The following is a 17,340-nucleotide window of genomic DNA, read 5'->3' as shown; positions in this document are numbered from 1 at the left end:
ACGGCCCGATGTACGGCCCGCGCTCTCTTCTTAGCGTGAGCCCATGAAGAAGGCACTCATCACCGGGGCCTCCCGAGGGCTGGGACTGGCCCTCGCCAAGGCTCTCGCCGACGACGGCTGGTCCCTGCTCCTCACCGCGAGAGGCGAGGAGGACCTGTTCTCCGCGGCCTTCGACCTCAACGCCGAGGCGATCGCCGGGGACGTCACCGACCCCGCGCACGTCGCCAGGCTCGCGGAAGCCGCGCCGGAGCTGGACCTGCTGGTCAACAATGCCAGTGACCTCGGACCGGTCCCCCTGCCCCCGCTCGCGGGCCTCCCGCTCGCCGCGCTCCGCCGGCTCCTGGAGACCAACGTGATCGCCCCTCTAGCTCTGGTGCAGGCGACGCTGCCCGCCCTGCGAAAGCGGAAGGGGGCGGTGCTCGGCATCTCCTCGGACGCCGCCGTCGAGGCCTACGAGGGCTGGGGCGGCTACGGCGCCACGAAGGCGGCCCTCGACCAGTTGTCCCACGTGCTCGCCGCCGAGGAGCGGGATCTCGCGGTCTGGTGGGTCGATCCGGGCGAGATGAACACCCGCATGCTCGCCGACGCCGTCGGCCCCGGGGAGGCCGCCTCGGCTCCCTCCCCCGACGCGGTCGCCTCCGCGCTGACCCGGCTCGTCACGATCCGTCCCCAGAGCGGCCGCTTCACGCGCGAGGCGCTCGCCATCGCGACAGGAGCACGCGAATGAATCCAGGAGGCGTCGATTTCGCCCTTCCGCCCGTCCGGGAGGCACACGAGCCACCGGAGGCGCGGGGCCTGCGGCGGGACGAGGTGCGGCTGCTCGTCTCCCGCCGCGACACCGGGGAGATCACCCATCACACCTTCGCGGACCTGCCGGCGATCCTCTCCCCCGGTGATCTGCTCGTGGTCAACAACTCCGCGACCCTGGCCGCGGCCGTGCGGCTCGACCGGCTCGCCGTCCACTTCTCCGGCACGTCGCCGTCCGGTGACTGGCTGGTCGAACTCCGGCGCCTGACGGCCGCTTCCACCGAGCCCTACTCCGGCGGGGCTCCCGGGGAATGGCTGCCGCTTCCCGGCGGCGCCACCCTGCGGCTGGTCGCACGGCAGACGCCGCGACTGTGGCGGGCCACTCTCGATCGCGACGTCCCGGCGTACCTGCGCGAGCACGGCGTGCCCATCCGCTACTCCTACGTCAGGCGGGACTGGCCGCTCTCGGACTACCAGACGGTGTTCGCCGTGGAGCCGGGCAGCGCGGAGATGCCGAGCGCGGGCCGGCCGTTCACGGCCGAACTGGTGGCGGGCCTCGTCTCCCGGGGGATCGCCGTCGCGCCCATCACCCTCCATACGGGCGTGGCCTCGCCGGAGAAGGACGAACCGCCCTACCCCGAGTGGTTCTCCGTCCCGCGACGGACGGCGGACCTGGTGCGTCTCACGCGGGAGACCGGCGGTCGGGTCGTCGCCGTCGGGACCACCGTCGTCAGAGCGCTGGAATCCGCCGCGCTGGACGGCCCCGTCCGGGCGGCCGACGGCTGGACGTCACACATCGTGACCCCGGCCGGGGGCGTCCGGGCGGTCGACGGCCTGATCACCGGCCTGCACGAGCCGCGGTCGAGCCATCTGATGATGTTGTCGGCGATCGCGGGCGAACCGCTGCTCTCGCGCTCGTACGCGGCGGCCCTGGAAGAGGGCTACCTGTGGCACGAGTTCGGGGACACCCACCTGATCCTCTGATCCCCCCGAGACGCTACGCGGCCACCGGCTGCCGGTGCGTCTCCACGACGCCCGCGCGGACCTGGGCCTCGGCGATCCTCGCGAGAGTCTTCCGAGCACGGCGCGGATCTCCGCCGCGGGGCACCTGCACGCCGGGGAAGAAGGTGACCTCGGCAACCAGATCCCTGATGGCGACGACCCGCATGATGGACGCCACGAGCGAGTCGTCGCCCACGTACGACGGCCCGGTCGACAACTCCTCACCCTGCCGGAACCGCAGCGCCATCGGCCGGACGGGCACGCCCGCGTCGATGGCGGCCTGGAACACGGCCGGCCGGAACGGGCCCATCTCGCGACCACACCAGGTGGTCCCCTCGGGGAAGGCGACCACTGTGTCCCCGTCCCGCAGGGCGGCGGCGACGTCGTCGATCGCCTTGGGCAGGGCGGACAGGCGGTTCCTGTCGATGAACAGCGCACCGCCGCCCGTCGCGAGGGTCCGGATCACCGGCCACTCGGCGATCTCGCTCTTCGCGAGCAGCCGGCAGGGGGTGATGGCGGCGACCACGATCGGGTCGAGCCAGGAGATGTGGTTGCCGACGAGGAGCGTCCCGCCCTCCCCCTCGGGTACGGCACGGGCCTCCAGGGAGCCGCCGACGAAGGCGAATCCCCGCCGGGCCTCGATCTTGATCCCCAGCGCCCTGATCAACATCCGCGACCACATCATGGTGAACCGCTTGCGCTGCGCCGTACTGCTCAGGCGGGCCACGAAGGCGAGCGGGATGCCCGAGACGACGACGGCCAGAGCGCCCAGGACCCGGGCGGCACGCCGAAGGGGCCCCGCCATCGCGAGAGGCTCCTCCATGCACTCGGCCGGCATGCACGGGGAGACGGGGAACCACGGTGACGTGGTCACCGGCAGATGGATGATCGTGCTCACAACATGTCTCCCAGGAAGTGCCGCAGGTAGCGCATGTCGACGTTGGCCATCGACAGCAGGACGAGGAAGTCCGCGCTGCGGAAGTCGGGGTCGTGAGCGGGAGCCCCGCAGACCCAGGAGCCGAGGCGCATGTAGCCGCGCAGCAGGGACGGCAGCACGAACCGGTCCGGCAGGGGCGCCCCGGTGCTCGTCCACGGCTTACGGGGCGTGACGCGGTACTCCTCCGGGCCGAGCGGCACCCGGTCGACGACGCCGCCGGCGACCGCGCCGCCGTCGTCGAGCGGAACCGAGCAACATCCGGTCAGGTAGCCGTACCCGCCGTTCACCATGTAGTTGGCGATCCCCGCCCACATGAGGCCGACGACCGCACCCGCGCGGTGGTCCGGATGCACGCACGTGCGGCCCACCTCGACGAGGTTGTTCCGGATGCCCGCGAGCCGGCTGAGATCGAACTCGGCGTCCGAGTACAGCCGGTCCGAACGTCCCGGCGGCAGAAGCCGGTAGGTCCCCACGACGGTGTCACCCTCGCGGACCAGCAGGTGGTCGCAGTACGCGTCGAATCCGTCGACGTCGAGCCCGCTCACCGGGGAGTCGAGGACGGCGCCCATCTCCTGGGCGAACACCTCATACCGCAGTCGCTGGGCGGCTCTGACATCGGCGGCGCTCTCTGCGAGCCCGACGGTGTAACGACCGGTGTCAAGGGAGATCGTCATGGGCGCGTCCTTCCTCAAGGTCTCCGTGACCATGACGTCATGCGGAAATGACTGTGATCTCTCACACGTGCGGCAGTGAGGCGTCCGCATGGTGAACCTCGTGCACAGTAAGGAGGCTTCGCCCAGTAACCTCAAACAACGTGAACCAGCGCACGCTCCTGATCACGCTTACCGGTCCGGATCGCCCAGGCGTCACCTCTCGCCTTTTCACCGTCCTGGCCGGGTTTCCCGTGACCGTCGCCGACGTCGAACAGGTCGTCATCCGCGGACGTCTGACGCTCGGCGTCCTGGTCGCCTACGCCGGCGGCCCGCCCACGGGCACCGGCGGCACGATCGGCGGGCTCTGGACCGCCGTCGAGCAGGTGGCCGCCGATCTCGACATGGACCTGGAGATCGCGACCGGCACGGCGTCGCAGGAGAAACGGCGGCGCGGCCGGCTGCACGTCACCGTTCTCGGCGCGCCCCTGCTACCCGCCGCCATGGCCGGCATCGCCGGGAGGGTCGCGGCCAGCGGGGCCAACATCGACCGCATCGAACGGTTGTCCACCTACCCCGTCACATGCATCGAGATGGCGGTCTCCGGCGCCGATCCGCAGGCCATGCGGGCGGAACTCGCCGCCGAGGCGGCGCTGCAGAAGGTCGACGTGGCCGTCCAGCGCAGCGGCCTCAGCCGCCGGGCCAAGCGGCTCATCGTCATGGACGTCGACTCCACCCTGATCCAGGGCGAGGTCATCGAGTTGCTCGCCCGGCACGCGGGCTGCCTCGACGAGGTCGCGCGCGTCACCGAGCAGGCCATGCAGGGCGAGCTCGACTTCGCCGAGTCGCTGGTCAGGCGCGTGGCGTTGCTCGAAGGGCTGTCCGAGCAGATCTTCGAGAAGGTCGTCAAGGAGGTCGTCCTCACGCCCGGGGCGCGCACACTGGTCCGGACGCTCAAGCGCCTCGACTACCGCTTCGCCATCGTCAGCGGCGGCTTCACCCAGATCACCGACGCCCTGGTCGCCGATCTGGGCATCGACTACTCGGCCGCGAACACGCTGGAGGTCGTGGACGGCAGGCTCACGGGCAGGGTGATCGGCGAGATCGTCGACCGGCCGGGGAAGGCGCGTGCGCTGGAGCGCTTCGCCGCCCAGGCGGGCGTGCCCCTCAGCCAGACCGTGGCGGTCGGCGACGGCGCCAACGATCTCGACATGCTCGCCGCCGCCGGCCTCGGCATCGCCTTCAACGCCAAGCCGGTCGTACGGCAGGCCGCCGACACCGCGCTCAACGTGCCCTACCTGGACTCGATCCTCTACCTCCTCGGGATCTCCCGCGACGAGGTGGAGGCAGCCGACGCCGAGGACGGCATGGTCTCCCGCTGGGACTGAATTTCAGGCGGCCTCCGCCTCGGGCGTCGCGTAGGCGAAGGCGGACGTGGCGGCGTCGCACAGGCGGACGGTGTCCACGCTCAGGGACCGGAGGGCCTGGTCGACCACGGCCGTGCGGATGAGGGCCCGCCGCACCTCCGTACGCGTGTCGCGCGGGTCGGCGTCCAGCTCCGCGAGACGCCGCCCCGCGAGGCGCCCCACCGAAGCGGCCACCACCGCCAGCTCGCAGTCCACGTCACCCGTGAACTCGAACGGCTCACCGGCCTGTACGGCTTGCGCCGTCGTCTCCAGCCGCCGCGCGACCGTCTCGAGCACCTCGGGCAAATGGCCCGGATCGCCCGGCTCGTCCCGTAGGACCGAGGTGACGGATATCAGATCGTCCCGCACCCGCTGAGCGGCCTCCACGGCCTCTTCGACGGCGTGGGGTACCGTCCCACCGGGCTCGTGCGCGATGTAGTCCAGGGACAGGGCCACCGCGTCCGCGTCCTGCTCGGACTGCTTGATCTTGGCCTCCGCCTTCTCCACGGACGACTTCCCCCGGGCCACCCCCGCAAGTGTGCGGGCGGCTCCGGCATGGGTCGTCAACATCCGGGCGACCCGGTCGGCGAGCCTGACGGTCTCCCCGCGGGGCCACAACAGGCGTGTGCAGGCCACGGCGATGAGCCCGCCGAGGATGGTCAGCAGGATCCGCGACTCCACGACCCCGGTGCCCGCCGGCAGCTGGAAGTCGATGAGCAGCAGCACGCACATGGTCATGAACGTCGACCAGTAGGCCTGATGGACCGACGCCATGCCGAAGGCGAGCGCCGCTGACACACCGATCAGCAGTCCGAGCCACCAGTAGCCGGGGTCGAAATGGAGGATCGCCACTGTGACGAGCCCGCCCACCGTGCTGCCTCCGATACGCGCCCACACCCTGGCACGCGTCTCGCCGTACGTCGGCTGAACCGTCACGAGGACGGCGATCACCAGCCAGTGCGGGTGGGGCGGCTTGAACAGCACGATGATCGTGGAGGCGAACGCCGTACCGAGCAGGACGCGCAACGCGTGCCTGACCCGGGGATTGTCGAAGGCGAACGACAGGCGGAGCTCCGGAGGCGTCTTGGGCCGTGCCGTGAGGGTGGGGAGCACGTTGCGGGTGGCATGGAGCGCCCGCGCGGCGCCCCCCGCCTTCGTCAGGGCCTGCCCGATACGCTCGGCGCAGTGCCCGATCTGCCGCAACAGGACCAGGACCAGCAGTTCCCGTTCCTCGTGCGGGCGGTCCGCGCGCACCTCGTTCACCCGGGCCTCATAGGCGGGAAGCGGGTCCTCGGTCGTGGCGGGGCCTTCTCCGATGAAGGAGCGCAGGGCCTGGGCCAGGGAGTGCGTCAGGTCGCCGGCACCGGCCCTTTCCGCGGCGGCCGGGGCCCGCCCATGGACCGCGACGTACATGCCGTGCAAGGCCACCGCCTCGTAGAACACCCGCCGGAGCGCCACGGCCACCTTCTCGGCGTCCCGTGATCGGCGTTGCCACCGGTGGCGAACATAGGCCATCAGCGCCTCGACGAGCGAGTCGCCTGCCTTGCGGCGGAGAACGTCCCATTCGTGGGAGTCGCGCTGCGGATCGGCGGCGGCCTCCACCAGGTCGGCCACCGCCTCGGCCGTCTGGGACAGCAGCAGGGCCAGCGGGCGGGTCCGCCGCCACGGCCAGGGAAGGGTGAGCAGCGCGCTGGCGAGCAGCCCGCCGAGCAGTTGCAGGCCCGTGTGCGCGAGGGGGTCGATGGGCAGCGGGTTGGCCGCCGTGAGCAGGAAGGTGAGCGCGGGCGTGATGCCGATGGGCCGCACCAGCACGCCGAGCCCGCCGAGCGCCGAGGCGGCGGGCACGATCAGCCAGCTCTCACCCGAGATGACGATGCCGAGGACGGTGCCCACCGCGAGCGACACCACCACGCCGAGCATGAACGTCCTGCTCACCCGCGCCGGATCGAGGAGGGCTCTGCTGGCCACCAGCCACGCGCCCAGCCCGACGGTGGCGCCGCCGATCAGGTGCCCGGTGACGATGCCGGCGAGCAGAGGGATCACCAGGGAGGCGGCCCCGGTCAACCCGAAGCCGAGCGCGAGCCGGGGATCCGCGGGTCTCAGCGCTCGGACGGTGTTGACGAGCAGTAGGCGCAGGTCGTCCTCCCGCCGGGATCAGGGATGGTGCGTGCGGACCAGGCGTCCCGTCCGGGGGACGACCTCCTCCCAGGGCGCCGCGAGCTCGATCACGGCGAAGGCTCCTGGGGGGAAACGATCGTCTTGCGTGCCGGTCAGACTCAGGACGAGCTCGTGGACTCCGGGGTTGTGCCCCACGAGCACGAGGGTGTCCACCTCCGGGTCCGTACGGCGGAGCAGTTCGAGCAGCTCGTCGGGGTAGGCCTCGTAGATCCCGCCGTCGAGCTCGATGGGCGCGTCCAGGCCGAGCAGTTCGGCCGTGCGGCGGGTGCGGACGGCCGGGGAGGACACGATGAGCGCCGGTTCGAGCGGCCGGATCAGATCGCCCGCTTCCCGGGCGTTGCGCTCCCCCCGCGCCGTGAGCCCGCGCTCCCGGTCGGCCAGCCCGGCGACGTGCTCGGCCTTGGCGTGTCTCACCACGATGAGCGTCTTCACGGCGACGCCCTGGGACGTCATCCCGCAGCCCATACGGCGAGGCCGACGATCACAGCGAACATCACCAGCATGGCCAGCAGAACCAGTGCCAGACCCCGGCCTCCGGAGGGTTCGTCCATAACAGCCCAGTGTATGGAGAGAGGGTCCCCCATGGTCATGGGGGACCCTCTCGTCAATCGACCTTCGCCGGCGGAATTCAGCTTCCGACGGTCTCCGGGGCACGCTCCTCATGGTCGTTGTCGTTGTCGTCCGAGGAGGCGATGCTGATCGACCGCCGCTTGGACACGACGACCGCGCCCACGACGACCCCCACGGCGAGGACCGTCACCCCGACGCGGATCGCCACGTTGTCGGCGTAGGTGACGACCGCCGGGGCGATCAGGAGGGCGACCAGGTTCATGACCTTGATCAGCGGGTTGATGGCCGGGCCCGCGGTGTCCTTGAACGGGTCGCCGACGGTGTCGCCGATGATCGTGGCCTCGTGGGCCGGTGAACCCTTGCCGCCGTGGTGGCCGTCCTCGACCAACTTCTTGGCGTTGTCCCAGGCACCACCGGAGTTGGCCAGGAAGACCGCCATCAGGGTGCCCGCCGCGATCGCGCCGGCCAGGTAGGCCCCCAACGGCGCGTAGCCGAAGGCGAAGCCGACCGCGATCGGCGTCAGGACCGCGAGCAGACCGGGCGTGGCCAGCTCCCGCAGCGAGTCACGGGTGCAGATGTCCACCACACGGCCGTAGTCGGGCAGCTCGGTGCCGTCCATGATCCCCGGCTTGGTGCGGAACTGCTCGCGGACCTCGTAGACGACCCGGCCGGCGGCGCGTCCGACCGCGGCGATGGCCAGTCCTGAGAACAGGAACACCACGGCCGCGCCGATGATCAGACCGACGAGGACGTTCGGCGAGTCGATGGACAGGTTGAAGCTGGCGAACGAGCCCAGCGCGTCCTTGACGCCCTGCGTCGCCGTCGCCAGCTGCCCTTCGACCGCCGTCCGGAACGAGCCGAACAGCGCGGTCGCGGCGAGCACGGCCGTCGCGATCGCGATGCCCTTGGTGATGGCCTTCGTGGTGTTGCCCACGGCGTCCAGAGAGGTGAGCACCTGGGCGCCCTCCCCCTCGACGTCGCCGGACATCTCCGCGATCCCCTGGGCGTTGTCCGAGACCGGCCCGAAGGTGTCCATGGAGACGATGACGCCGACCGTGGTCAGCAGCCCCGTGCCCGCCAGGGCGACGGCGAACAGCGCTATGGTCACGTTGCCGAAGCCGAGCAGGAACGCGCCGTACACCGCGCCGCCGATCAGCAGCGCCGAGTAGACGGCGGACTCCAGGCCGACCGAGATGCCGGCCAGGATCACGGTCGCCGGTCCCGTGAGCGAGCTCTTGCCGATGTCCCTCACCGGGCGGCGGTTGGTCTCGGTGAAGTAGCCCGTGAGGACCTGGATGGCGCTGGCGAGGACGAGGCCGATGAGCACCGCGCCGATCGCGATCAGGCGCGGGTCGGAGCTGAGCCCCGCGATCGCCGGGCTGACCCCGCTGAGCCCGGAGAAGCTCGACGGCAGGTACACGAACGCGGCCACCGCGACGAGGACGGCGGAGATCCCGGCCGAGATGAAGAAGCCGCGGTTGATGGCCGACATGCCCGAACGGTCGCCGGAGCGCGGCCGGGTGGTGAAGATGCCGATGATGGCGGTGATGACGCCGATCATCGGGACGATCAGCGGGAAGACCAGACCCTCGGTGCCGAAGGCCGCCTTGCCGAGGATCAGGCTGGCGACCAGCATGACGGCGTACGACTCGAACAGGTCGGCCGCCATGCCGGCGCAGTCGCCGACGTTGTCGCCCACGTTGTCGGCGATGGTCGCCGCGTTGCGCGGGTCGTCCTCGGGAATGCCCTGCTCGACCTTGCCGACCAGGTCGGCGCCGACGTCCGCCGCCTTGGTGAAGATGCCTCCGCCGACACGCATGAACATCGCGAGCAGCGCGGCGCCGAAACCGAAGCCTTCGAGCACGCTCGGAGCGTCGCTCTTGTAGATGATCACGACGACGGCCGCACCGAGCAGACCGAGACCGACGGTGAACATGCCCGCCACGCCGCCGGTGCGGAATGCGATGCGCATCGCGAGCTTCTCACCGGACTCACGGGCCGCCGCCGCAACGCGGACGTTTCCGCGAACCGCCAGCCACATGCCGATGAAGCCCGTGAGCGCGGAGAACACCGCGCCGATCACGAAGAAGACCGAACGGCCGACGGCCACACTGGTCGAATCCGCAGGCAACAGGAACAGTAGGAAAGGAATGAGGACAACGAACACGGCGAGTGTCCGGAACTGCCGTGTGAGATATGCGGCGGCACCTTGCTGTACGGCATGCGCGATGTTCTGCATGCGTTCGGTGCCCTGACCTGCGGCGAGCACCTCTCGCACCAGACCGCCGGCGACGGCGAGGGCCAAAAGGGCCACCGCCGCGACAACGACCACGAGTGTGAGATGGGAACCGCTAAGTGCCACCGCTGTGCCTTCGCCAGCGGCTAGATAGGCAGACATCCGTCCTCCTCGGCCAGACGGGTTGGATTCTGCCCGGAGGGCGCTGCTGACGGTGTACCTGCCGGTCCTAGCGGCGCACTTCCGGGTGATTGGCAAGTGCCGCTTCCGGTTGCATCCGCAATACCTTGGCCGGTGCCGGGAGTCTACGCAGCGACGCCGCGGATATGAAGGCCTCTCGCCTCGGTAATTAGGACCACGTCCAGTAATGGCGCAAGTTTTGCCCCGCCCGGTGGTCCTTTTGACCAGGTAAGTCAGGATGCAAGCCTCGCGCGTCACTCCTGTTACGGCGGGCCTTAAATGCGATATTTCAGATGCCCTTAATGTGCTCAGCAATGGACGTTCGCCACACTGTCACCAGGAATGACGCGGTCCGATTACCGGCAGGCCGTTATCCGGGCAGTCCGGTACGACGCCAGGCGGCGGCCGCCCAGGGGTGTGCGAGCCACGGGATACGAGGCCTCACGGGGGAACGTTCGCTGCACTTCGGGTGGAGGAGGCCTCCACCGGAAAGCAGCCTCCCGGGGGGACGGCCTGTGGGGATGCGCAACCTGGAGGAGACGATCGCCGGGGTGGGACGGCCTTGGGGATGCGTCACCCCGGATGAGGCGGGTCGACCGGATGGCCGAGCCCGCAGGTCGCGGCGGCGGAACGGCCGAGTTCATGGTGCAGGATGCGAAGCGGCCCTCGCAGAGATCGACGGAGGCGCGCGGAAAGCCGCCCCCGCTCCCGGGGGCGGACACCCGCTCCCAGTCAGATCGCGGCGATCCCGTCGGCCGACGCGGGCCAGCTCATCCTGATCCGCATGCCTTTGGGGCTCGGCACCACTTCGACGTCGTCGGCGAGCCCCGCGATGACCGCGACACCCAGCTCCGCCATCTCATCGGGCATGGAAGCGCCGTCGACGTCCAGGACGTACGGCTTGGGCTCCTCGCTCGGGGCGGCGTCGGTGACGGTCACCTCGAACCGGCCCGCGTCATCGCGCAACTCGATGCGGACAGGCTCACCCGGGCAGTGAAGGCGATGCGCCTCCACCGCCCGCGAGCACGCCTCTCCGACCGCGAGGCGGACCTCGTCCAGGATCGCCTCCGCCACCCCGGTGCGCCGGGCGATGGCCGTCGCGACCAGTCGCGCCGTGCGCACGTGGGCCGGCAATGCGCTGAACGTCAACTCGACGGTGGCCATGTTGGCTCCTCGGCCGTCACTTGTCCCGGCCGTGGGCTTCCTTGGCCTCTTCCACCGAGGCGTAGATGCCGAAGACCTTCGTGAGACCGGTGATCCGGAAGATCTTCAGAATGCGCTCCTGCGTGCAGACGAGTTCGAGTGAACCGTCGTGCGCCCGGACCCGCTTGAGCCCGCCGACCAGCACACCAAGGCCGGTCGAGTCGAGGAAGTCCACCTTCTCCATGTTCACGAGAAGGTGGAAGTTGCCCTTGTTGACCAGGTCGATCAGCAGCTCACGCAGTCTGGGCGCGGTGTAGACATCGATCTCACCCTCGACATCGACGATGGTGAGACTGTCCTCGGAATGGTGGTCCAACTTCAGATCCACAGATCCTCCAGCGCCTTACTTGCGTAGGTCTCGATGCGAGTCGTGCATCCTGGTAGCCCCAGAACCATGACCCTGACGCGCGGCATTCAACCACGCTCCGACTCCGTGTCTATACGAAATCACGACTCCGGGCGACTCTCCCCGCAGATGGCAAACTGGAAACCAGTGACTCCGTTTACTTCTCCCTCGGAACGATCAGGCCCCCTTCTCGGCCGCCTGCTCGCTGTTCCAGCACGCCAGCGGCGTGTCACCCATGTGGAGCATGTTCCAGCACGTCAGGCGGGTCAAGTCCGTTGGCCGGATTGGGCTCCTGAACTGCTCGTTACGCGCTTGGTGAACCAGGGCGTCCCCGGCCTCTGGCAGCACCAGTTCGAGGCCGCCGAGCATGTTCACCGTGGCCGAAACGTGATCATCGCCACAGGAACGGCCTCGGGAAAATCCCTGGCCTACCTGGTTCCGGCGGTGACGGAGATCTTCTCCGGCGGCACCGTGCTCTACCTCACCCCGACCAAGGCACTGGCCGCCGACCAGCTCAGGACCGTCAGGGGTTTGCGGCTGGCCCAGGTGCGCGCGGCCACCTTCGACGGCGACACCCCCACCGAAGAGCGTCAGTGGGTCCGCCAGCACGCCAACTATGTCCTGACAAATCCGGATATGTTGCACCGGTCGATCCTGCCCCGGCACGCGTCGTGGTCGTCCTTCTGGCGGCGGCTGCGGTTGGTCGTGGTGGACGAGTGCCACGGCTATCGGGGCGTCTTCGGCTCCCACGTCGCCCAGATCCTGCGCCGGCTGCGCCGGGTCTCCGCCAAATACGGCTCTCAGCCCGTGTTCCTGCTGGCCTCGGCGACCGCGAGCGAGCCCGCTCTCGCGGGAATGCGCCTGACAGGCCTTGAGATGGCCGAGGTGACGACGGACGCCTCCCCTCGGGGTTCGACCACCTTCGCCCTGTGGGAGCCTCCTCTGACCGATCTGCGGGGCGAGGGCGGCGCCCCCGTCCGGCGGACGGCGACCGCCGAAGCGGCCGACCTGCTGTCGGATCTCGTGATCGAGGACGTCCGCACACTGGCGTTCGTCCGATCTCGGCGCGCGGCGGAAACGGTCGCCCTCGCCGCGAGGCGCAACCTGGAGGAGATCGAGACGGGCGAAGGACTCGCCCCGCCGTTCGGCGATCTCGTGGGATCGGCTCCGCCGTACGGCCAGGACCCGGCAGAGCCGACGGTGCGACGGGCCGGGGAGTTCGAAGAGCCGGCACTGGCGCCTGGCGAGGAACTCGAGGAGCCGGCCCTGCCGTACGGACCGGATCTGGGAGGACCACGCCTAGCAGGACCGGGCCTAGCAGGACCGGGCCTGGCGGGACCGGGCCTGGCGGGACCGGGCCTGGGAGGACCGCGCCTGGCGGGACCGGGCCTGGGAGGACCGGCGACCGTGGGCGGCGGCGGGCCGCGTGGGGAGACGCTCACGAGCCGGGCATCCGAATCCGAGGAGGGCCCCGGCGTTCTCGACGGCCCGCGCTCGGGCCGGCTGGCGGACCGGGTGGCGGCCTATCGAGCGGGCTACCTGGCCGAGGACAGGCGTGTACTCGAGAAGGCCCTGCGTTCGGGAGCCCTGGTCGGCCTGGCGACGACCAACGCGCTGGAACTCGGCGTGGACGTGTCCGGCCTCGACGCCGTCCTCATCGCCGGATGGCCGGGCACCCGCGCCTCCCTCTGGCAGCAGGCGGGCCGGGCCGGGCGCGCGGGTCAGGACGCGCTGGCCGTGCTGATCGCGCGCGACGATCCTCTGGACACCTATCTGGTCCACCATCCGGAGGCGCTGTTCGGCCGCCCGGTGGAAGCCATCGTTCTCGATCCGGACAATCCGTACGTGCTGGCGCCCCATCTCTGCGCAGCGGCCTCGGAGATCCCGATCACCGAGGCCGACCTCGAGATCTTCGGCCCGGCCGCCCAGGACGTGCTGGACGATCTGGTCGCCCGCGGACTGCTGCGCCGGCGTACGACGGGATGGTTTTGGACGAGCCGAAACCGGGCCGCCGACCTTGCGGACATCAGAGGGTCAGGCGGGAGCCCCATCCAGGTGGTCGAGTCCGGCACCGGGCGGCTCCTGGGCACGGTCGACGAGTCGTCGGCGCACACCACCGTCCACACCGGGGCGGTCTACCTGCATCAAGGCGAGACGTTCGTGGTCGAGGAGCTGGAACTCGACGCCGGAGTCGCCCTGGTCTCCACAGCCGAGCCCGACTATTCGACCTTCGCCAGGGACGTGACGGACATCCGTGTGATGGAGTCGCTGCGGTCGCAGGATTTCGGTCCCGGGGAGCTGCATTTCGGTTCCGTGGAGGTCACCCATCAGGTGGTCTCCTATCTCAAGCGCCGCCACCAGACCGGCGAGATGCTCGGTGAGGAACCCCTCGACCTACCGGCCCGGACATTGTGCACGCGCGCGGTGTGGTGGACTCTGCCCTCCGCCGCTCTCATCCCGCTGACGTCGGACCCGGACGGCAAACCGGTCGATCTGGGCGGCGCGGCCCACGCGGCCGAGCATGCCTCGATCGGCCTGCTCCCGCTGTTCGCCACATGCGACCGCTGGGACATCGGCGGGGTCTCGACAGAACTCCACCCCGACACGGGATTGCTCACCGTATTCGTGTACGACGGTCATGAGGGTGGTGCGGGGTTCGCCGAGCGTGGGTACGCCAAAGCGGCCGACTGGCTCTCCGCCACCCGTGAGGCGATCTCCTCCTGCGAGTGCGAGAGGGGCTGTCCGTCCTGCATCCAGTCACCCAAGTGCGGTAACGGCAACGAGCCTCTCGACAAGGCGGGCGCGCTCCGCCTCCTCGGCGTGCTGTTGGGCTCCTGATCGGCTCGCCGGCCCCGGCACCCGCTCACGGTTCCCTGCGGCGCCGTCCGGTGTAGGGGTCGTCATCGTCCCCGATCCATTCGCCCTCTGCCGGTCGGTCGAACCTCCCCCGGTCGGCCGAGCCTTCCGCCGGAACCTGCTCGAGGGGGCCGGTTCGATCGACGTCCGCGGGCACGGGGGAGGCCACCAGCGCGGGTTGCGACCTTCGCGCCCCGCTGACGAGCACGATGGAGGGGCGCCTGGCGATCGTGGTGGCGGTGCCCCTGACCAGCCCCCACGTGGTGGTCGCGGAGATTCCCGAAATCGTCGGCGCCAGTCCCGGATGATGCCGCGTGGCCGCCGGTGCCAGGGCGGGAACGCCCGTCCCGCCACCGGCAGAACCCGGAGCGGCGGCACGCACCCCGCCCGTCCAGATGCGGCTGCCCGCCCCTGCAGGCCGGGCCACGCCGGCGGCGGTGCCGATCGGCACCGCCGCCACGGCTCCGGCACCCGCAGGCGCGTAGATGCCCTTGCGGCGCTTCAACCGGCCGCGCACGTGGGCGCCCAGGAGCAGCGCCGCGCCGACCAGAGCGAGCAGGATGCCGTAACCGGGTCCGCTGAGCAGCGAACCGGACGGCTCCAGGGCGGGTTCGCCCGCCATGGAACCTGGAGGAGCGACCTCCGGTGGGGTCGCGTCCGCATCGGGCAGGTCGGGAAGAGTGAGACCGGCCTTCGAGGTGTCCCCGGTCAGTCGCTGGACCGACTGCGATCCGGTCGCGGCCGTCGAGCCCCGAGTCGGGACGGACGACGTCGCGGGTGGTGACGTCGCGGAGGGCGACGTCACCACCGATGCCGTCGCGGTCGGAGTCGGCTGTGCCGCGGCCGGCATGTTCAGATAGGAGACCGCGGATCCGCCCGACGCGATGGTGCCGCCCGAGCCGTCGGAACGCACCGCCTTCACGGAGAACCCGACCCGCTGACCCGCCGCCCCCGCGGGAACCGTGAGACTCGCACGGCAGGACGAGCCCGAGCACGCCGTGGCCAGTGGAAGGGCGCCCGACTTCGCCGCCGTCGTGCTGGAGACCGTGTAGGACCGCAGGTCGGGTTCGGACCCCTTGGCCCACGTGACGACCACGTTCGATGTGCCCGTGAGCACGGCGTTGACGGCAGAGGGCGCGGCCGGAGGCCTGCTGACCGTGAACGTGGACGTCTTGTAGGTCTTCGCCGTGATCTCTCCGCGGAGAGACACCGTGAAGACCCCGTTCGGAACGGCCCCGGGATCGAACGAGCCCTTGATCGTCTGATTGAGACCGCCCTGGGCGACCCTCCGCCGGGGTACGGACGGTCCCTCGACGTAGAGGCCCATGCTCAACTGCAGAAGACCGGTCTTGGCCGAGATCGTCACCGGACCCGAGGTCTTGATGACCTCTCCAGCCGATGGAGAGGTGATGCCGCTGGGTGCCGCGCTCGCGGGAGCGACGCCGACCATCAGAACGGATACCGTCGCGAGCGGCACGACTCCCGCCGCCACGGCCAGGCTGCGAAGCGCGGTCACGACCCATCCTTCCGCCAAGAACCGGCCTGGGACCCGATCCCGAAGAATCTTCAGGATGACCGGGAGTATCCGAAACCTTAGCCAGTCGTCCACTCTTAGACACCGCGTCCAAGAAGTCGTGATTCTTTTGCGACGAACATCCACGGTCACATATCCCGGTAAACCTCCCCGTAGCAGGATCATCGGGCCGCTCACGGCTTCACGTCGACTGGTCCGGCCCTCGCCACGGCGGCAGCCGTACGACTGCCGAAGACCGGGAGCGCGAAACGCACGGAGACCGCGACGGTGGCGATCCCGTCCGAAATCGAGCACTGGTGCACTCGCGCCCCGTTGGCGTTCGCCACCGTCCGCGCCCGCGCGCAGCCGTCCTCCAAGGCGGACGCCGCCCGGGCCGCCGCGGCGAGCGCGCTGAGATCCGCCGCGCTCTGCGCGCGGTGTCGTGCCACGCGAGCGACCGCCACGTCCACGACGGCCATCGTCGTGATCCAGACCACCGCCATGATCGCGATCATCCACACCGTCGCGGAGCCCTTGTCCGGGCGCCCCGACCGCCTCATGGCCGTACGCCCGGCTCGAGCATGGAGACGGCCGACGTCTTGACTTCGACGGCGGGCGACATCGGACCCCATGGAGGCTCGACCCGGACGGAGACCTCGACACGGGCGACCTCCGCACTGGAGGAGACGTCGATCCTCGCGTTCGCCGGGGCCGACCGGGCGACGGCCTCGCGGACGGCCTCGGCCTGCTCGCCTCGCGCGGCGGCCCGGGCGCCCGCCCGGGCCGCGTCCACGCATTGGAGATGCACGCCGACGACGGTGACCGCCCACAGCGAAGCGGCCAGCACGATCACCAGAGCCGGAAGGGCGACGGCCGTCTCAGCCGTCACCGAGCCCCGCTCTCGCCTCGGCCTGCCGGTGCTCACCGGTCCCGGCTGTGCCGAGACCGCATCGGCCGAGGTGCCGGGCCCCGGAGTGCCCACGTTCCGAGGTGCCGCCACGATCCTGTGCACGCCCTGTTCCTCCCATCGGGACTCTCTTCCGGAATCTGCGGCGCGCCCCATTCAGCCGGCCAGCTTGAGCGCCTTCTGAATGAGCGCGGAGAGCATCGACCTCACCTCGGCGCTGGTCACGATCTTGAACAGCAGCGCGGCGAATCCGCAGGCGGCGATCGTCCCGACGGCGTACTCCGCCGTCGACATGCCGGCCTCGGCCCGCGCACGGGCTCTCGCGAATGTTCCTTCCTCGACTTGTGTTCCTTCCGCGACTCGCGAAGGGGCGTCAGCGGGCGCTCCGGCCGGAGCCTCCGCCTGAGCCCCCTCCCGGCCCCCGGTCTGGACTCCCGCCCGGCCTCGGGCGCGGGTCTCGGCGCAGACGAAAAGCGTCCACTGCACCCCCGCCCGGTGGGCCGCGGTCCGGACGGCGCCGACCACACGCCGAATGAACTGAGCCGGCGCCTGCTCGACGCCGAGGGATGTGGGCTCCGCTCTCCAACTGACCATCGGTCCTCCTGACAC

15 protein-coding genes are annotated in these 17,340 nt (G+C 70.4%); 4 read left to right on the top strand and 11 right to left on the bottom strand.

What is annotated here, in order from left to right; all coding sequences use genetic code 11:
• Positions 1 to 43: 43 nt before the first annotated feature.
• A complete protein-coding gene (locus Psi02_RS09615) occupies positions 44 to 727 on the top strand; it encodes an SDR family NAD(P)-dependent oxidoreductase (protein WP_203973108.1) in 684 nt (227 codons plus the stop codon).
• Positions 724 to 1,731: an S-adenosylmethionine:tRNA ribosyltransferase-isomerase gene (locus tag Psi02_RS09610; protein ID WP_203973107.1), complete on the top strand. Its 1,008-nt coding sequence runs from the start codon at positions 724 to 726 to the stop codon at positions 1,729 to 1,731. The genes Psi02_RS09615 and Psi02_RS09610 overlap by 4 nt, the downstream gene beginning before the upstream one ends.
• A 13-nt stretch (positions 1,732 to 1,744) precedes the next feature.
• Here the strand turns inward: Psi02_RS09610 and Psi02_RS09605 are convergent, their stop codons facing one another.
• Together Psi02_RS09605 and Psi02_RS09600 are read right to left on the bottom strand one after the other, a co-directional pair.
• Positions 1,745 to 2,647 (bottom strand): lysophospholipid acyltransferase family protein, encoded by a 903-nt coding sequence (locus Psi02_RS09605; protein ID WP_203973106.1) that lies wholly within the window; start codon positions 2,645 to 2,647, stop codon positions 1,745 to 1,747.
• Positions 2,644 to 3,360, bottom strand: a complete 717-nt coding sequence (locus Psi02_RS09600; protein ID WP_239094756.1) for a GNAT family N-acetyltransferase — start codon at positions 3,358 to 3,360, stop codon at positions 2,644 to 2,646. The genes Psi02_RS09605 and Psi02_RS09600 overlap by 4 nt, the downstream gene beginning before the upstream one ends.
• Positions 3,361 to 3,500: 140 nt before the next feature.
• Between Psi02_RS09600 and serB the strand changes: the two genes are divergently transcribed.
• Positions 3,501 to 4,724, top strand: a complete 1,224-nt coding sequence (gene serB / locus Psi02_RS09595) for a phosphoserine phosphatase SerB (RefSeq protein ID WP_203973104.1) — start codon at positions 3,501 to 3,503, stop codon at positions 4,722 to 4,724.
• Between the two features lie 3 nt (positions 4,725 to 4,727).
• Here serB and Psi02_RS09590 read toward each other — a convergent pair whose 3' ends face one another.
• The 5 genes from Psi02_RS09590 to Psi02_RS09570 all read right to left on the bottom strand — a co-directional run bounded on the left by Psi02_RS09590 (position 4,728) and on the right by Psi02_RS09570 (position 11,437).
• Positions 4,728 to 6,785 (bottom strand): FUSC family protein, encoded by a 2,058-nt coding sequence (locus Psi02_RS09590; protein ID WP_203973103.1) that lies wholly within the window; start codon positions 6,783 to 6,785, stop codon positions 4,728 to 4,730.
• Between the two features lie 111 nt (positions 6,786 to 6,896).
• Positions 6,897 to 7,373, bottom strand: coding sequence for a SixA phosphatase family protein (locus tag Psi02_RS09585; RefSeq protein WP_203973102.1), 477 nt, complete (start codon positions 7,371 to 7,373; stop codon positions 6,897 to 6,899).
• 175 nt (positions 7,374 to 7,548) lie between these two features.
• Complete coding sequence (locus Psi02_RS09580) at positions 7,549 to 9,888, bottom strand: sodium-translocating pyrophosphatase (protein WP_203973101.1); 2,340 nt, start codon at positions 9,886 to 9,888, stop codon at positions 7,549 to 7,551.
• A gap of 750 nt (positions 9,889 to 10,638) precedes the next feature.
• The gene (locus tag Psi02_RS09575; RefSeq protein ID WP_203973100.1) at positions 10,639 to 11,070 is read right to left on the bottom strand and encodes an ATP-binding protein; all 432 of its coding nucleotides are present in this window, start codon (positions 11,068 to 11,070) and stop codon (positions 10,639 to 10,641) included.
• 16 nt (positions 11,071 to 11,086) lie between these two features.
• Complete coding sequence (locus tag Psi02_RS09570; protein ID WP_203881757.1) at positions 11,087 to 11,437, bottom strand: STAS domain-containing protein; 351 nt, start codon at positions 11,435 to 11,437, stop codon at positions 11,087 to 11,089.
• A gap of 255 nt (positions 11,438 to 11,692) precedes the next feature.
• On the opposite strand from Psi02_RS09570, the gene Psi02_RS09565 reads away from it, so the two are divergent.
• Positions 11,693 to 14,293 (top strand): DEAD/DEAH box helicase, encoded by a 2,601-nt coding sequence (locus tag Psi02_RS09565; RefSeq protein ID WP_505858704.1) that lies wholly within the window; start codon positions 11,693 to 11,695, stop codon positions 14,291 to 14,293.
• 25 nt (positions 14,294 to 14,318) lie between these two features.
• Here Psi02_RS09565 and Psi02_RS09560 read toward each other — a convergent pair whose 3' ends face one another.
• The 4 genes from Psi02_RS09560 to Psi02_RS09545 all read right to left on the bottom strand — a co-directional run bounded on the left by Psi02_RS09560 (position 14,319) and on the right by Psi02_RS09545 (position 17,325).
• Positions 14,319 to 15,827: a fibronectin type III domain-containing protein gene (locus Psi02_RS09560; RefSeq protein ID WP_203973098.1), complete on the bottom strand. Its 1,509-nt coding sequence runs from the start codon at positions 15,825 to 15,827 to the stop codon at positions 14,319 to 14,321.
• 191 nt (positions 15,828 to 16,018) lie between these two features.
• A complete protein-coding gene (locus Psi02_RS09555; protein WP_203973097.1) occupies positions 16,019 to 16,384 on the bottom strand; it encodes an Rv3654c family TadE-like protein in 366 nt (121 codons plus the stop codon).
• A complete protein-coding gene (locus Psi02_RS09550; protein WP_239094754.1) occupies positions 16,381 to 16,836 on the bottom strand; it encodes a TadE family type IV pilus minor pilin in 456 nt (151 codons plus the stop codon). Before Psi02_RS09550 ends, Psi02_RS09555 begins: the two co-directional genes overlap by 4 nt.
• Positions 16,837 to 16,887: 51 nt before the next feature.
• Positions 16,888 to 17,325, bottom strand: a complete 438-nt coding sequence (locus Psi02_RS09545; protein WP_203973096.1) for a DUF4244 domain-containing protein — start codon at positions 17,323 to 17,325, stop codon at positions 16,888 to 16,890.
• Between the last annotated feature and the right edge of the window lie 15 nt (positions 17,326 to 17,340).

The sequence above is a fragment of the Planotetraspora silvatica genome, assembly GCF_016863315.1.
In the GTDB taxonomy this organism is placed as follows: Bacteria; Actinomycetota; Actinomycetes; order Streptosporangiales; family Streptosporangiaceae; genus Planotetraspora; species Planotetraspora silvatica.
This window is presented reverse-complemented; position numbering and strand designations above follow the sequence as displayed.